Raw genomic sequence first — 16,696 nt, 5'->3', positions numbered from 1 at the left:
GTAGATATTGGGGGAAAAACCTTCTAAAATTTCATCTCCAGAAAATTCAGAATTAGAAATCGATATTGTTTTAAAAAAACAAAATGAATTATCTATTTTTGAATGTAAATGGTCAAAAAATGAATTTGATAATCGTCAATTACAAAATTTAAAAAAAAAGTTTATATTTAGAAAAAATATTATCATCTAAAATTAATTTTTTAGGTTTTTTTTTACGTACACAAAAGCCTAATATAAACTTAACTAATTGTTTTTTTTATGATTTAAAAGATATTTATTTGATAAAATGATTGAATTAATGAAAAATAATTTAAATAATATATTTACTTATAATAAAATGATTAATTATTTTAGCAAAAATATAGCATAAAAAATTGAAAAAACAAATAGAACAAATATAAATTAAATAATTAAATTTATTTTTATAAATAAAACAAATCATATCGACAAAAAAATAGAAAATAAAAAATTAATCTTCATTAAAAATTGAATTATATAAAAAATAAACTTTTTATATATCATTGTTCTTAATAGTAGTTTTTTATTTATAAAATTATTATTATCAACAAAACTTATTCAAAAAATTCAAAGAATGATTTAAGGGAGGATTATATATATCCGAATTATTAAAAAATAAAATTTTTTTATTAAGTGTTATATTTTTGATAATTAGCATTATCATTGTTTATTTTTTTGTTATTCCTCTTTTTAAATCAAGAAAAGACCTTAATAAAATTAATAATCTGGAAGAAGAGAAATTCAAAACAACTTGTCATGAATCAGGACATGTATTATCAGCTTGTATTTTAGGTAGACAACTTCATTCTATAAGTATCCAAAAACAAAATAATAATATAGACAGATATACTGGTTATTTGCGTAAACATGATAATGACATGGAAGAAAAAGATTATTTAGATGAAGTCATCATTAATCTTAGTGGACGCGCTTCAGAAAAAATTTTATTCAACGATGACGGCGGCAAAAGTAAATATTCAGATTATGAATCTCATGTAAAAGAAGAAATAAACAAATTATTCACAAAGTTTACTAAAATCAATATTTAAAAAATAGAATTCAAGATAAAGACAAAACAACAGGAGATGTTTTAAATTATTCTTTTAATGAGGTTAAAAAAAATATAATTATGAATATAAAAACCTAATTTCATCTAATTTATATGTCGCCGTTAACTAAAAATACATTATATAAAATAATAAACCTATATAATTAATTATTTGAAAAATTAATATATAGGTTTATTTTAGTTTTGGAATGTATTAATATCATTTAATAATTGTAATAAAGTTTGCCAAGGCATAGCTACACAATTTATTTTACTAGGAAAATTTTTGATTAATTCAAAAACTTTTAGTTCTGTATTTAAATCAGGATTTATATAATCTTTGGTTTCTAAAGTTTTTAAAAAAAGATTTATTTGCTCTAAAGATTTCATTAATTTTTGTTTTTTGATAATAGTTGTCATTAAAGAAGCTGAAGCAATCAATAATGAACATCCATTAGCTGTAAATTTAATATCTATTATTGAATAATTATCTATATAAACTTGTATAGCGATAGAATCCCCACAAGAAATATTACTTTTAGAAGATATCAAATAACGTTTATCCTCTATATAACCTTCATTTTGAGGTTTTTTGTAATGTTTTAAAATCAATTTACGATAAATTTGGTTTTGATCCATAAAAAACTCTTTTTATTTCAATATTTGGAACAATATATTTAAAATTATATTATCTTTGGTAAATATTTTGTACTTCGGTTAAACATTTAATAAAAGTTATAATATCTTGTTTATTGTTATAAATCCCTAAAGAAACGCGCACAACATTATTAGTTTTCATTTTATTAACTGCTAAATGAGAACAAATATTTCCATGACTAACATAAATATTATTTTCTGCTAAAAAACTAGCAACATCATGAGAATGAATATTTTTTAAATTAAAAGTCACTATCCCAATATCTGGTTTTTCATTATAAATTATAATATCTTTTATTTTTTTTATTTTTTCAAGTAAAAAATTATAAAGTTCTTCTTCATATTTTTTTATATTATCAAATCCTAAAGATATTAACCATTCTAAAGTATCTTTAAAAGGAATAATCGCTGACAAATTTGGTGTACCAGCTTCAAATCTATCAGGAATAGTTGAAATTTCAAAATCATCTTTTAAAACGTTTTGAGCCATTCTACCACCGACAAAAAGTGGTTTCATTTCTGATAGTATTTTTTTTTTGCCAAATAAAATTCCTAACCCAAAAGGACCATACATTTTATGAGAAGTAAAAACCATTAAATCGATTCCTAATTTTTTCACATCTAAAGGTATATGCCCTGGTGATTGAGTAGTATCTAAAATTATTATTGTTTGGAAACGCCTAGTTTCTTTTACAATTTCTTCTATTGGTGTTATATATCCTAAGATATGTGAAACATGTATTAAAGCTACTATTTTAGTTTTAGAATTCAAAACTTTTTTAAAATTTTCTAATGTTATTTTATATTGTTCATTTAAAGGAATAAAAACTAGTTTAGCTTTTTTTTGTTTAGCTATTCTCATCCAAGGTAATAAAGAAGAATTATGTTCTAAATCAGAAACAATAATTTCATCTCCTTCTTTAATTAAATGAGTTAAACCGAAGGCAATTTGATTTAATCCGTCTGTGCTTCCTTTTGTGAAAATAATTTCTTCTGGTTCGGAGTTAATAAATTGAGCTACTAATTTACGAGTTTCTATAATTTTTTGACTATTTTCTTGTGATAAAAAACCAAAAGATTTATTTCCTAATCCATTAAATTTATAAAAATTATTTAAAGAATCAATTAAAATCTGTGGTTTTAATGAGGTGGCGCTTGATTCTAAATAAACTAAATCAGGATATTTTTGAAATATAGGAAATAAACAACGGTATATATTATCTTTCATATAAAATTTTAATCAAATCCTTTTTTTTAATCAATTTTAATAGATTCAAAAACAATTAAAGCGTTATGTTTTTTACTTTTTTTTAATAAAAAATAACGTTCATATACAGCTTCTTTTTGTTTTAAAACAAAATTTATTTCAGTTACTTTTTTATTAAAAATTTGAATTGATCCAACGGAAATTAATTGACGAGCTTCTGTTTTAGATGAAGCTAATTTAGTTTTAACTAAAGCGTCTATTAACTTTATATCTTCTTTTGCGCGATGAGAAAATAAAATTTTTTCTAAAAGAATATAAATTGTTTCTTTAATTGGTTTATTTTGATTCCCAAATAAAACTTTGTTCACTTCTAAACATTTTTTTAATTCTTTTTCGCCATGTAAAAAAATCACTATTTCTTCAGCTAATTTTTTTTGAGCTAATTTATTTTGAGGATTAATTTTATTATCTTTTTCTAATTCTATAATTTCGTTTGGTGATAACAAAGTTAAACTTTTTAGATAACGAATAACTTCTTCATCTTCAGTGTTAATAAAATATTGGTAAATTTGATAAGGATTAGTTAATTTTGGATCCAACCATAAAGTTCCTTGTTCGCTTTTTCCAAATTTAGTACCATCTCTTTTTAATAAAAGATGTGTACTCATTCCTAAAGGTTTTTCATCTAATGTTTTTTTACCTTCTAACTTTCGAATCAATTCTAAACCGCTAGTGATATTGCCCCATTGATCTGAACCACCAAATTGCATTTGTACTTTATAATTGCAATATAAATTATGAAAATCAATCGCTTGTAAAATCATATAAGAAAATTCAGTATAAGAAATCCCTTTATCTAATCTTTTAGAGATAATGTCTTTTGACAACATATAGTTGATATTAAAATTTTTTCCATAAGTTCTTAAAAAAGTTATTAAATCTATTTTAGAAAGCCAATCGAAATTATTAACAAAAACAACTCCTTTATTAAATAATAATTTTTTTAATTGTTTTTTAATTTTATTAACATTTTCAATAATTTGACTAGGTTTTAATAATTTCCTTTCTTCTTTTTCTTTTGGATCTCCAATTAAACAAGTTGTTCCTCCAATAACAATAAAAGGAGTATGACCATGTTTTTTAAGAAGTAAAGCAGTTATAATTTGGACTAAATGTCCAACAGTTAAAGAAGTAGATGTCGGATCTATACCGCAATAAAAATTAATTTTTTTGGTATTCAATGTTTTTTCTAGTTGAACCTGATCGCTACAATCTTTGATTAAATAACGCCATTTTAATTCTTCAAACAATAACATAATTACTCCTGGTTAATAATAATTAAAAATATATTAATTTGTATTTTTATAAAAAAAATAAAGTAGATAAAAATTAATATTTTATTTATTTAATCGAATTAGATAATAAGTAAAAATTTTTCAAAATATAAAAAGTTATTTTTTTTCTTTTTTAATTTTATTTAACAATTTTTCTTGTTTTTCATTTAAAGATATTTTAGATAATAAATCTGGTCTTTTTAACCAAGTAATTTTTAAACTTTGTTCTTGGCGCCATTGTTTAATTTTTTCATGATTACCTGAAATAAGTACATCAGGAACTTTGTATCCTTTATATTCTTTTGGTTTAGTATATTGTGGATATTTTAAAATTATATTTTGATGTGAATCTTCTAAATAAGATTCTTTTTTTATTACTCCTGGCAACAAACGTGTTAAAGTATCTATAATAACTGTAGCTGCTATTTCGCCACCTGTTAAAACATAATCGCCAATCGAAATTTCTTCATCTATATGTTCGATTATTCTCGCATCTATTCCTTCATAATGGCCGCATAAAAGAATCAAATGATAATAATTTTGAACATAATAATTAGCTTTCTTTTGGTTTAAAACTTTTCCTTGTGGCGATAATAAAACTACTTGACTTTTATCAGTTTTTATTTTTTTCAAACATTCATAAAAAGGAGGGAAAGCTAAAATCATACCATGATCACCTCCATATGGAGTATCATCTATTTGTTGATGTTTCCTTTGGCTATATTTTCTTAAATCATGCATTTGAATGTGAACTTTTTTTTTTTCAATAGCTCTTTTAATTATAGATGTATTTAAAAAAATATCAAAAAAATGAGGAAAAATAGTAATTACATCAATTTTCATATAATTTTTACCATTTTTAAATGTCTTTTGAAAAAAATGTTGAAAAACAGATTAATATTAAGTGTTTATTATAATTATTAAAAATAAAAAAATTAAATCCGCCTCTTAAAATTAATTCATTAATTTTAAAATATAAAAATATCATCTATTATATTATAAGTTAAATTTTAAAAACTGTCAATATAATTTTTAACAACTAAATAAATTTAATAATTTTATAAAATAAATTTAAAATAAAAAAATTTGTCAAAAGTAATATATTTATGTTACTTTTATTACTTTATCATGTTTCATATTTGACATATAATTTAACAAATTATATTAATTAGTTTTATAATAAATATGTGCAATTTTATTATTTATTAATAAATTAATAATTTTCAATATAATATTGACAATTATTAAAAAAATTGTTTTAATTTTATAGTAAGATTCATTAAGAAATTATTAATAATTTTACATTAAAAATATTAAGAAAGAAAATTGTTGTATGTTTAAAATTAAAAAAGATTACTATATATTCGGTATACATCCTTTATTATTTTTAGGTCTTTTATTAATAGGATCTGCGCATATAGTATTAATTAATTATCATCCTGGTGATATCAAGAAATTATGGCATCCTATTTTAACTCCTTTATTTTTAATGATGATCTTAGGGTTTGGTTTAAATTTTATTGGCCAAAGTGTTCCTTATTTAAATAAGTTAGGATTAGGTTTTTTATTATGTATTTTAGTCCCTTCTTATTTAGTTCATAGAGGAATAATTAATAAAACAGTAGCTGATAATTTTAAGAAGTCTTTCTTCGCTAAACCAGACACAAATGATACTTCTTTAGGTTTAGGTGTTAATTTTTCTCAATTTTTTATAACTTTGGTTATCGCTGGTAGTATTTTAAGTGTAGATCGTAATTTATTAAGAAGATCGCTTTCTCGTTTTATTCCTTTAACTTTGATAACTGTTACATCAGCTATTCTTTTAACTGGTACTATCGGTTGGGCTTTAGGATATAAATGTCATAAAAGTCTTCAATACAAAAGTAAAGGTTCGTTTTTAGACTCTATTTTTTTTGTATGTTTTCCTTTGACTAATGGTGGTACTAATTTAGGAATTAATGGTTGGGCATATGGAAAAATGGGAACTATTTTTCAAAAAATACCAAGTGATACAATAAGAAGTATTATTATAGCTCCTTTAGTTTTTGCGCGTTCTTTAAGTATATTTTTAGCTGGTATTTTATTTGTTATATTTAATAAAACTAAATTCAGTGGAAAAGGACTTTTAGAAAAAAACCAAATAAAAAATTCTCAACTAAGCAAAAATAAAATTCAATTAAATTATAAAAATATCGGTATTGGTATGATTTTGATTATGGGGTTGTATTCTGTAGGTGAAATGATCAATTTTGGTATGACTAAAATAAATAAAAATTTAAAATTAGATGCTATGGTTTATGTGATTTTATTTTTAGTTCTTATTAAAATTTTCAATTTAATTTCTGATGAGAATCAAAATTACATGTCACAAACTGGAAAATATATTAGCACTAACTTTACAATACCTGTTTTAGCTGGTTTAGGTTTAACTACTAAATTTTCAGTATTAAAAGAAGTTGCAATGGATTATAAAGTTGTAATAATGGTTTTAACTTCTTTATTATCAACTGTTATAATTACCTTCTTATTAGCTAAATATTTTAAATTTAACGCTTTTGAAGCCTCTTTAACTGCAGGTATCTCCTCTCATAGTATTGGTGGGACTGGTAATATTGGAGTAATGGAAATTACTAAACGTTCAGATTTATTACCTTTCGCTATGATATCTACTAGAGTTGTAGGACCTATAATTTATACTGTTTCAAGTATTCTAATTGGTTTCGTTTATAATTAATGTATAACAATTTATAATTTTTATTTTAATAAAATTAAAAAGGGAATAAATTTTTTAATGAATAAAACTAAAATGGTTTGTACTTTAGGACCTGCCTCCTCTAACAAAGAAATTTTAAAACAATTAATACAATCTGGTTTATGCGTTGCTCGTTTTAACTTTACTCATGCTGATTATGACAAAAGTAAAGTTTTAATCAAAAATATAAAAGATTTAAATAAAGAATTAAAAAAAAATGTTGGTTTAATGTTAGATACAAAAGGTCCTGAAGTAAGAACTCACGAATTTGATGGTTTAGTTACTATTGAAAAAGACTCATTAGTTAAAATTTATGTTAAAGAAATTTTAGGTAACGCTAATAGTTTTTCTGTAACTTATAAAGATTTTATAAAAGAATTAAATGTCGGAGATATGATTTATGTCGATGATGGTTATTTAACTTTAGAAGTTATAGAAAAAAACATTCAAAAAGAAGAATTAGTTACAAAAGCAAAAAATACTCATGTTTTAAAATCCCGTCGTGGAATCAATGTTCCTAGTGTTAATTTACAAATAGATTTTATTTCTTCTAAAGATCATAAAGATATTGTTTTTGCAGCGAAAGAAGATTATGATTTTATAGCGGCTTCTTTTGTAAGAAATGCACAAGACGTTAAAGATATTAAACAAATTTTAGTAGAAAATAATGCTGAACATGTTAAAATAATTTCTAAAATAGAAAACCAAGAAGGTATCAATAATTTAGAAGAAATTATTGAAGTTTCGGATGGTATTATGGTTGCTAGAGGAGATCTAGGTATCGAAGTGCCTGGCGAATTAGTTCCTATATATCAAACAGATATGATTCAACAATGTTTAGAACAAGGAAAACCTGTTATTGTAGCAACTCAAATGTTAGAATCTATGCAAAGAAACCCTCGTCCAACTAAAGCAGAAATTTCTGATGTATTTAACGCAACAAAAGAAGGAGCTACTTCTACTATGTTATCAGGTGAATCAGCATCTGGTGATTATCCATTAGAATCAGTTAAATATATGGCTAAAATAAATCATCAAGCAGAACAATATGTAGATTACGAATATTATTCTAATTTTTATCAACCTCAAAACATACAAGAAGAATTATTATTAAAAGCTGTAGAAATGGCTAATTGTTCAGACATAAAAGCTATTATAGTAGATAATTTTGAAGATGCTTATAATATTTCAAAATTCCATCCTTCTATTTGCGTTTTTGCTAAATTATCAGATGTTAAAGAAGCAAGAATGTTAGCTTTAAGTTTTGGAGTAATACCTGTTTTAAATCAAGAAGAATTAGATGAAAAAATTAATAATTTAGATAATGATAATAAAAATTTATTATTAATTAAACAAAATAAAATAGAAATTAAATCATTATAAAAAATATTTTTAAAACCTAGTTTTTTTATTAACTAGGTTTTTTATTTATTTTGCTTTCTATAAAATAAAAAAAGATCCATTTTTTAAAATGGATCTTTTTTTTATTATTTAAAATTTATCAAAACTTATGTTTAATATTTTATTTAGTATTCTTTATTTTATTTTTTTCCTCAGTTAACTTTTTGTCAGTTAGTATAGAAATTAAAATAATATTTGTAATAAAAATCAAAATAGAATATAAATAATCTAAAATAATTTTATAACATTGTTCAAATTCTTTAAATAAGTCTGAGGTATTCCAAAACTTTAGACACTTTTTGTTTTTTAAAATTTATTTAAGGCTAACTATTAAGTTAGTCTTTTTTTATTCTCTAAGAATAAAATTAATTTTCATATCTTTTCTAAAAACGTTTTTAGAAAGGGATTAAATGTTAAGAAAAAAATTATTTAAAGATTTTTTAAAAAATAAAAAGAATTTAGAAATAAGAGATCAATTAATTGATCTTCATTTGCCATTAATAAATAAAATTGTTGGTAAATTTAAATATTATCCTAAATTGCTCCAAAAACAAGATTTATATCAAGAAGGAGTTTTAGGATTAACGAAAGCCCTAAGTAATTACCAAGATTTAGGTTATGACTTTATCGCCTATGCAAAACCAACAATTAAATCTGAAATCAATGAACTAATAAGAAAAAGTTATTCTCCTTCAATCCCACAAAAATCTACTAAACCAAACAATATTAGTTTTCAAGAAGAAAAATATCAACCTTATAAAATCAGCAACCCCAATCCTCATCAATTATGGTTAAAACAAACAAATCACGAATGTTTGTTAAAAAAACTAAAAAAGAAATTAAGTAAAACAGGATTTAATATTATTTGTTTAAGTTTTGGTATCACTTTAGACAACATCAACGAAACTTATCAACGACCTCATACCAACCAAGAGATCGCGCTAAAAATAAATTTAAAACTTCAAACAATAATCAACATCAAAAAAATAGCTATTCTAAAATTAAAACCTAAAAAACCAATGGAGAAATAAAAAAATGTTAAATAAAGTTCAATTAATCGGCCGCATCACTAACGCCCTAGAATCACAATACATTCATATTAATAATGAACAAATCACAAAAATTGATTTCAACTTAGCTATCAACAATAAAGATAAAGTTCAATTCATCCACTGTGTTGCCTTTCGTAATCAAGCAGAAAACATGAGTAAATATTTACACAAAGGTTCAAAAATATATATAGAAGGAACATTATCTATTCAAAAATACACTAATAACGAAAACCAAAACAAAACCAATACTAAAGTTATTTTAAACAATGTTATCTTTTTAGATAATAACCCCCCAACCCAAAATTAAAAAGGAGTCACTAAAATGACAAAAAAAGAATTAATCAAAACTATCGCAGTAATGCATAAAACTTCGGTTACTCAAACCCAAGATTTTTACAACTCGTTCGAAAATGCTTTAATCAAAGCAATCACATCCAACGAAGAAGTGGTATTATCACCTTCAATTGGCAAATTCATCTTAAAATCAAGAAAAGCCCGCGTGGGAAGAAACCCCCAAACAGGTAAAAAACTCAAAATCCCTACAAAAACTGTGGTAAATTTTAAACTTTCTAAAACTATTAAAGATGAAGTCAAAAACCTTAAATTAAAATAAGGAGAATAAATTATGTTTATTTTTTCATTATTTGCAACAATTAGCAATTTTATCTTAAATTACTCTAAAGGATTTAGCACTACCGAAATCCTTGAACGAAGAATAGACGGAATCCAAACAACGATTTTCACTATTCTTATTGTCTCTGGTTTCAAACCTATTTTTAAATTAATTGCAAATATTTTGATTTTCGTCAAAGATTTGATTTTAGGCCTCTTTTTCCCCAACAAAAAACTCCAAAATTTAGAAATCCAAAACGCCAAACAAGAATATTTAGAAAAACAGTTATTAAAAAAACTAGATAAAATAAATGAAAACCAAGAAAAACTCCAATCCCAATTAGAAGTGCAAAAAGTAAAAGTTGCTCATTGGCAAGAGAAAAAAGCAAGAAAAAAAATACTAAAATTAAAAAACAACAACAAACCTCACGGAAAGGAAAATGAAAATGAATGAACTTAATTTCGCCATTGGATTTATCGTTGGCGCCCTATTCGCAACTGCTTTAATGTTTATTATCAAAAAAATCTTTTTTAATTTTTTTCCATTACCAGAAATTAATAAAACAGATGAAACTAAAAAAGATAACAAACCCAATAAATCATCTTCAATTATTCCAAACCCAAATAACAATTCAAAAGAAAAAAATAATTTAGAAAGTGAAAATAATTAAATGAAAATTAATAATTTAAACCAACGAACTTCTGAGTGGTATAATCATCGCAAAAAATATATCAATGCCTCTGAAATAGGAAGTATTACAGGAAATGACAAATTTAGAAGTTTAGAACAATTAATACATGACAAAATATTTGGAACAACATTTACAAGCAATAAATTCACCGAACACGGCAACAAAACCGAACCCCTAGCGAGAACTTTTTTTGAAAAAATAACTAATCTAAAATTCCCTGATACCATCTTTACTGATGATACTTTAGATATGTTTTCTGCAAGTCTTGACGGTTATAACGAACAAACCAACACTTTATTAGAAATTAAATGTCCTTATGTAGATGAAAATAACAACATCTCCTCTACTTGGAATGGTTTCTTTTCACATAAAAAAATCCCTTCTAATTACTGGGCGCAAGTTCAATGTCAATTATATTGTTCTCAATCTAAATTCGCTTATTTCTTTGTTTATTTTAATGACACTAATTATCATGTTGTTAGGGTTTATCAAGATAATAATTTTATTAACCAAATGATTGCAGACGGCAAAAAGTATTTAGAATTATTAAAACTCAATAAACAAGAATTACAACAGACAACTTATTTAAAAAAATTAAGTAAATTTAAAATATAAAAAAAAGAAAGGAAACTAAAAATGAAAATCCAAAAAAACCAAAAATAATTATTAAGAAAAAAACAATTTAGAAAGTAACAAAGAAATAAATAATTAATACAAAGGAGAAAAAACATGTCAAAAAAAATAATTATCACTAAAAAACCAAATAAAAAATTAACCAAAACCCAAAACCCAAATCAAAAAATATCAATCCCAGAAACAAAAAAACTCAATCATCACATTTCACCCCCAACTCCTAATATCAATAAACTAAATTTATTAAAAATAATTACTTATTTAACTATCATTTTATATTTTATTTTACATGTCAACGTTATTTATTACCAAAACCAAATCCCTTGGTTAACAACAGGAATCAATAATTTTATTGATTTAATTAAAACAATTTTTTCAGGAGGAAACAAATAATGAAAACACAAAATAAAAATAAAATATTAATTATCATAACATTTGTAATTGTTCTATTTTTCTCAATTATCTCAATTTATGCTTTAAACGATTACTTTAACAAACAAAGAAAAGAAAAAATAAATTTAATAAATGATTTTCCTATTTTCACTGTTGAACGAACGGGTGGCAACAACGAAAATCAAATACTTTTGCCGATTTCAATTCCTAACTTAAGCCAAAAAAAATACAATCACTTAATTACTATCGAACACGAAGCAATCCTTAACTCAAATGGAATAGATATTTCAATACCCTTATATTTAAAATTATCAACCCAATATAACACTAACCAATCCTTTAACAACCCAGAAAAATATTTAAACATAAGCCTCAAAGTTAATAACAATGATTATGACGACACAAAACGTCCCCAAATGATATTAAACGACAAAGGTATTGGAATTATTAAAATTCAAATTAGCATCGAACAAAAAGAAATCATCAATTCCAAAAACCCTCAATTAGAATTAATTTGTGATTACGAATTAGTCGATTCCCAAGGTAAATCTTTCGAAGGCGGAAATCAAACTATCGAAAACAAAATTGCTCAATTAGCAAAATAAAATATTAAAAGACTAAACAAAATTTGTATTAGTCTTTTTTTATTTTTCAGAAAGGTATTAATATGAAAATGAATATTAAAAAAAATCAAAATAAAAATTTAAATCCAACTAATTTAATAATAATCATTATAACATCTATCATTTTATTTTTAGGAATTCAAGTTTGGATCCACCATCAAGCTTTAATCGAAAATCAAACCCAAATCCTAAATCATCATAAAAGATTAGAAACCCAAAACAAAACTAACCAAGAAACTAAAAAATATTTAGAAGACCAAATAACTAAAAATAATTCATCACCAGAAAAAATTCAAACTTTTTCTTCATCAGAATTACAAGAAAAAACAATAATCCCGAACGATAACCAAGAAGAATTATTATTTAAACCTTCTAACAACAATAAATTCCCAGGATTCAACCAACTAATCGGTTTCAAAGAAGAAAAACAAGCATTAGATGGATTTATTGATTATCTCAACAACAAAGAAAACTACCAAAATATTGGAGAAATCGAATCTCCTCTAGGTATTTTAATGTATGGAGCCCCTGGAACAGGAAAAACCACTCTCGCAAGATCCTTAGCCAAAGAAACTAATTTACCCTTCTTTGAAGTAAGCAGCTCTTTATTCTCACAAAAATACAAAGGTATCGCCCCTCAATTAGTCAAAGATTTATTTATGACAGCTCGCGAAGAAGCAGCCCAAAACAATGGCGCAATCATCTTTTTAGATGAATGCGAAACTATCTTTACTGATTTAAGCACTTTAGAAACTGATTCAGAAATTGCCAATGTTGTGAATCAATTCAAAACTGAATTGACATCTTTTAAAAACAACCCTGAAAAACCTATTTTCATCATTGGAGCTACAAACCACATTAACCAAATCGATGATGCCATCAAATCAAGATTCACTTACAATATCGAAGTCAAACCAGGCAACAAAGAAGAAAGAAAACAATTCCTAGAATTTTTAATCAACAAACGTAAAAACCCTTATAGTGAAGAAGCCAAACAATACTTATATGAAGTCATTAACGAAGCTTTAGAAATATTACCGCCAAACCATCAATTCAAACAAGCCAATCGTACTTTGGAAAACCTCTTAAAAACAACAGTAACAATCTTTGCGAAAAACAGAGGTCAAGGTGAAACTAGAAGAAATGAAATCAACAAAGAAGATTTAAAACAAGCATATAAAATGATAATTTCTCCTAATATAAATATATTAGACCAAATAGAAAAAAACCAAAAAGGAGATGAATAATATATGTTAACACCATTTGACTTAATCAAAGGATTTTTATCATTTAAATCTTATTTCACCTGTTTTTTAATAGCCACTACCATCTTTGGTCTATTTGTTTTCTTTAAAAGAAAACTTTCACCCACTCAACAATCAACAACATCATGGAAAGGCTATTTAACTTATTTTTTAATTATAATTGGTATTTTAAGTTTCATTTATTTATGTTTCTTTCATAAAACAGAACCATCATCTAAATATGCAGGGCAATTAGTCAATAAAATCGACAAAGCCATCGATAAATACGAAAATACAATAAATAATTACAAAGGATTAAAAACTAATTGGGAAAGTGAATTAAAAAAATGTGAAGATGAATTAAAAGAACTTTACAATGCCCAAGAATCCTCCCAAAAACAAAAAGAACAAATCCATGAATTGTTAGAACAAAATGAAACAAAAATTAAAGAAATAAAAGAACAATTAAAAAACACAACAGGTAACATCACTATCTTAAAAGGCAAGCTAACTCAGTTAGAAAAAGATAAAGAAGATAATGAAAGAAATATTAAAGCAACGGAAGAACAAATAAAAAATACTACTGACAACGTTGAAATGCAAAAATTGCGAAAAAGATTAGAAGAACTGCGAACCCAAGAAGGTAATATAATCAAACAAATCTCAGAAATCAAATCTGAAATCGAAGGACTAGAAAGTAAATACAGTTTGTACTCCGAACAAATCCGACATATGGAAGACTTAAAACAAGATTTAGAAAAAAGATACGATACATTAAATAATGATGAAAAGTCTTTTTTTAATAGCATTAAATCCAAAGAAAAAATACAATCCGAAATCAAAACCAACATTTATCAAATCACCAAAAAACTTGAAGAAATCAAATTAGAAAAAGATTTATATACATCCCTAAAAATAAAATATCGCGAAATGCATAACCGCATGCAAACCTATGAAAAAGAACATGAAGCATCAGCTGGAAACATAGTAAAATGGGGATTCAAAGCTTTTGATAAAGTAACTGACTTAATCCCCGCTAAATATGGTATGAAAATTATGGGCAAAGCAGTTACTTTTACACGTAAGTTCGCTCAAGGTATGTCAAAAGCTACTTTAGTTCTTCACGAAGGCCACCGTTTGTGGCATTTATATAATGAAGTCGCGCAAGAAAACAAAGAACATCCACCAATGATTACCGAAGAAGCTTTAAAAATGTATACTCAAGACATCGACCGTGATTTAGCCAAACTTGACGCCGACTACAAAGATTACGAAAAAAAGCTAGAAGAATATAATAATCGCATAGAACAAGATAAATTAGGTCAAGAATTACAAAATTCTGAAAAATTAATTAAAAATAATAAAGATGAATTCAAATCTTGGATCATCGAATATAAAAAAATTACCGATGAATTAATCCAACAACGAAAAAAAATAATAGGAATAAACGAATTAAACAAAAATGAATACAATTTAACCTTAGATTTAGAAAAAGTTCAAGATGAAAAAGCCATAATTGAAGATGAATATTTTAGACAAAGAAATCCCAACTATGCCCGCGCCCAACAACGCCTTCAAGCTAGACGAGTTGGTAAAATCCCTGAAATGGTTATGATACCAAATAAAAAATAATTTTCCTTAAACATTTTATTCATAAAATTATATAATAGTGATATATTCATATTTCAATATTTGATAATAATCACTATTATCAGAAAGGAAATGAAATTTATGAATAATAATTTTTTTCAAAAACATTTAGTAACTATTATTATCACATCTCTTTTTGGAATAGCGATTATAATTGGTTTTTATCAAGGATTTAATGATTATCAAAACGAAAAAAATTATTTATCTCCTTTAGAGAACAAACCCCAACAAATCCCTTCAAAAATAAAACGTTCTACGGAAGAAACACCCCAACCGAAAATTAAAACCACTGCTGCTCGTTTCGACCAAATTAAAACTTATGTTTTCTCAGAATCCGATGACAATACCTTACTACCAAATGACCTTTCTGAAGAAGAAAAAACAGAGATTGAAAAAATAAAACAAAAACTAATTAATAATTTAAAATTTTGTAAAGATTGTCGTCAGCCTTGGATTGACGAATACCAAACAAAAATAAACAACTTAGAATCCCAACGCCAACCCCTAATTTCTCAAATCGAAGAACTAAAAAAACAATTAACATCATTAGAACAACAATTAAAAATAGTTGCAAGTGAAAAAAAAGAAAAAGAAAAATCAGTTTTTCAATTGTGGGATGAAACTCAAAGACCTGCATTAGAAGAACTGCGAACCCAAGAAGGTAATATAACCAAACAAATCTCAGAAATCAAATCTGAAATCGAAGGACTAGAAAGTAAATACAGTTTGTACTCCGAACAAATCCGACATATGGAAGACTTAAAACAAGATTCAATTAAAAGTTTAAATAGGGATATCGAACAAGATAAAAAAACAGCTGAATCTTCCCTCAACTCCATCTACACAATCACCTCGACTGAGGGATAAAAAATAAAAGGAGTTATTAATAATGGTTAAATCAAAAAAACAATTATCTATATTTACTTCAATTTTATTTATTTGTTTAGGATTATTCTTAATTACTAATAATCAAATTTATGGTAGTCCTAAAAAAGATATTTCATCATCAAAAGAAATAGAAAAACAAGATATTAAAAATTATTTTGATTTATATAATACGCTTGAAAATTGTTCTAATGAAGAAAGAAATATAATTATTCAAATATTATCAAACTCAAAAACAGTAGATTTATTAAAACAAATGGCTAAAGAAGAAGCCAAAAATAAACCAACTAACAAAGAAGAAGGTTCTTCTTCCCAACAACCTGATAGCTCCAAAAAATAATTAATTAAGACTCTCGATAGAGAGTCTTTTTTATTTAACAAACTCACATAACGGCAAGACAAACATAACACCAAAAAAAGGAGGTAACCAATTATGTCAAAATCAATCAAAATTCCCTTTATCTAAATATTTCATCATTATTTATTTATTATTAT

20 protein-coding genes are annotated in these 16,696 nt (G+C 24.8%); 16 read left to right on the top strand and 4 right to left on the bottom strand.

The genetic code is table 11. The features are described 5' to 3' along the window. Positions 1 to 7: 7 nt before the first annotated feature. Positions 8 to 190, top strand: coding sequence for a hypothetical protein (locus tag LFWB_RS03190; protein WP_210954598.1), 183 nt, complete (start codon positions 8 to 10; stop codon positions 188 to 190). Positions 191 to 662: 472 nt separating this feature from the next. Next, the gene (locus LFWB_RS03185; RefSeq protein ID WP_210954597.1) at positions 663 to 1,067 is read left to right on the top strand and encodes a hypothetical protein; all 405 of its coding nucleotides are present in this window, start codon (positions 663 to 665) and stop codon (positions 1,065 to 1,067) included. A gap of 197 nt (positions 1,068 to 1,264) precedes the next feature. Here LFWB_RS03185 and sufU read toward each other — a convergent pair whose 3' ends face one another. From sufU to trmD, 4 genes are all read right to left on the bottom strand, one after another. Next, positions 1,265 to 1,705 carry a Fe-S cluster assembly sulfur transfer protein SufU gene (gene sufU / locus LFWB_RS03180; RefSeq protein WP_210954596.1) on the bottom strand — a complete coding sequence of 147 codons (441 nt, stop codon included), beginning with the start codon at positions 1,703 to 1,705 and terminating at the stop codon, positions 1,265 to 1,267. Positions 1,706 to 1,754: 49 nt separating this feature from the next. Continuing rightward, entirely contained in the window at positions 1,755 to 2,951 is a 1,197-nt protein-coding gene (locus tag LFWB_RS03175; protein WP_210954595.1) for an aminotransferase class V-fold PLP-dependent enzyme, read from the bottom strand. A 26-nt stretch (positions 2,952 to 2,977) separates the two neighbouring features. Further along, positions 2,978 to 4,246 carry a tyrosine--tRNA ligase gene (gene tyrS / locus LFWB_RS03170; RefSeq protein ID WP_210954594.1) on the bottom strand — a complete coding sequence of 423 codons (1,269 nt, stop codon included), beginning with the start codon at positions 4,244 to 4,246 and terminating at the stop codon, positions 2,978 to 2,980. A gap of 135 nt (positions 4,247 to 4,381) precedes the next feature. Next, positions 4,382 to 5,107 carry a tRNA (guanosine(37)-N1)-methyltransferase TrmD gene (gene trmD / locus LFWB_RS03165; RefSeq protein ID WP_210954593.1) on the bottom strand — a complete coding sequence of 242 codons (726 nt, stop codon included), beginning with the start codon at positions 5,105 to 5,107 and terminating at the stop codon, positions 4,382 to 4,384. A 490-nt stretch (positions 5,108 to 5,597) separates the two neighbouring features. On the opposite strand from trmD, the gene LFWB_RS03160 reads away from it, so the two are divergent. The 14 genes from LFWB_RS03160 (at position 5,598) to LFWB_RS03095 (ending at position 16,541) form a co-directional block, all read left to right on the top strand. Continuing rightward, complete coding sequence (locus LFWB_RS03160) at positions 5,598 to 6,998, top strand: 2-hydroxycarboxylate transporter family protein (RefSeq protein ID WP_210954592.1); 1,401 nt, start codon at positions 5,598 to 5,600, stop codon at positions 6,996 to 6,998. Positions 6,999 to 7,055: 57 nt separating this feature from the next. After that, a complete protein-coding gene (gene pyk, locus LFWB_RS03155) occupies positions 7,056 to 8,399 on the top strand; it encodes a pyruvate kinase (RefSeq protein WP_210954591.1) in 1,344 nt (447 codons plus the stop codon). A 428-nt stretch (positions 8,400 to 8,827) separates the two neighbouring features. Beyond that, on the top strand, positions 8,828 to 9,448 hold the full coding sequence (locus LFWB_RS03150) for a sigma-70 family RNA polymerase sigma factor (RefSeq protein WP_210954482.1): 621 nt from the start codon (positions 8,828 to 8,830) through the stop codon (positions 9,446 to 9,448). A gap of 4 nt (positions 9,449 to 9,452) precedes the next feature. Beyond that, entirely contained in the window at positions 9,453 to 9,776 is a 324-nt protein-coding gene (locus LFWB_RS03145; protein WP_210954483.1) for a single-stranded DNA-binding protein, read from the top strand. A 15-nt stretch (positions 9,777 to 9,791) separates the two neighbouring features. Then, positions 9,792 to 10,082, top strand: coding sequence for an HU family DNA-binding protein (locus tag LFWB_RS03140; RefSeq protein WP_210954484.1), 291 nt, complete (start codon positions 9,792 to 9,794; stop codon positions 10,080 to 10,082). A gap of 12 nt (positions 10,083 to 10,094) precedes the next feature. Further along, positions 10,095 to 10,535: a hypothetical protein gene (locus LFWB_RS03135; protein WP_210954485.1), complete on the top strand. Its 441-nt coding sequence runs from the start codon at positions 10,095 to 10,097 to the stop codon at positions 10,533 to 10,535. Next, positions 10,528 to 10,752, top strand: coding sequence for a hypothetical protein (locus LFWB_RS03130; RefSeq protein ID WP_210954908.1), 225 nt, complete (start codon positions 10,528 to 10,530; stop codon positions 10,750 to 10,752). The genes LFWB_RS03135 and LFWB_RS03130 overlap by 8 nt, the downstream gene beginning before the upstream one ends. Beyond that, complete coding sequence (locus tag LFWB_RS03125; protein ID WP_210954501.1) at positions 10,753 to 11,388, top strand: YqaJ viral recombinase family nuclease; 636 nt, start codon at positions 10,753 to 10,755, stop codon at positions 11,386 to 11,388. It abuts the gene before it with no gap. 114 nt (positions 11,389 to 11,502) lie between these two features. After that, positions 11,503 to 11,799: a hypothetical protein gene (locus LFWB_RS03120; protein ID WP_210954487.1), complete on the top strand. Its 297-nt coding sequence runs from the start codon at positions 11,503 to 11,505 to the stop codon at positions 11,797 to 11,799. After that, positions 11,799 to 12,404 carry a hypothetical protein gene (locus LFWB_RS03115; RefSeq protein ID WP_210954488.1) on the top strand — a complete coding sequence of 202 codons (606 nt, stop codon included), beginning with the start codon at positions 11,799 to 11,801 and terminating at the stop codon, positions 12,402 to 12,404. The genes LFWB_RS03120 and LFWB_RS03115 overlap by 1 nt, the downstream gene beginning before the upstream one ends. 68 nt (positions 12,405 to 12,472) lie before the next feature. Continuing rightward, positions 12,473 to 13,669 carry an AAA family ATPase gene (locus tag LFWB_RS03110; protein ID WP_210954909.1) on the top strand — a complete coding sequence of 399 codons (1,197 nt, stop codon included), beginning with the start codon at positions 12,473 to 12,475 and terminating at the stop codon, positions 13,667 to 13,669. 3 nt (positions 13,670 to 13,672) lie between these two features. Next, positions 13,673 to 15,298, top strand: coding sequence for a DNA double-strand break repair protein Rad50 (locus tag LFWB_RS03105; RefSeq protein ID WP_210954590.1), 1,626 nt, complete (start codon positions 13,673 to 13,675; stop codon positions 15,296 to 15,298). 99 nt (positions 15,299 to 15,397) lie between these two features. Beyond that, on the top strand, positions 15,398 to 16,183 hold the full coding sequence (locus tag LFWB_RS03100; RefSeq protein ID WP_210954531.1) for a hypothetical protein: 786 nt from the start codon (positions 15,398 to 15,400) through the stop codon (positions 16,181 to 16,183). A 22-nt stretch (positions 16,184 to 16,205) separates the two neighbouring features. Next, complete coding sequence (locus LFWB_RS03095; RefSeq protein ID WP_210954589.1) at positions 16,206 to 16,541, top strand: SVM family protein; 336 nt, start codon at positions 16,206 to 16,208, stop codon at positions 16,539 to 16,541. Positions 16,542 to 16,696: the final 155 nt, after the last annotated feature.

The organism is Candidatus Phytoplasma luffae (genome assembly GCF_018024475.1).
GTDB classification, from domain to species: Bacteria; Bacillota_I; Bacilli_A; order Acholeplasmatales; family Acholeplasmataceae; genus Phytoplasma; species Phytoplasma luffae.
The sequence above is the reverse complement of the archived record's forward strand: the minus strand, read 5'-3'. Positions and strand labels throughout refer to the sequence as shown.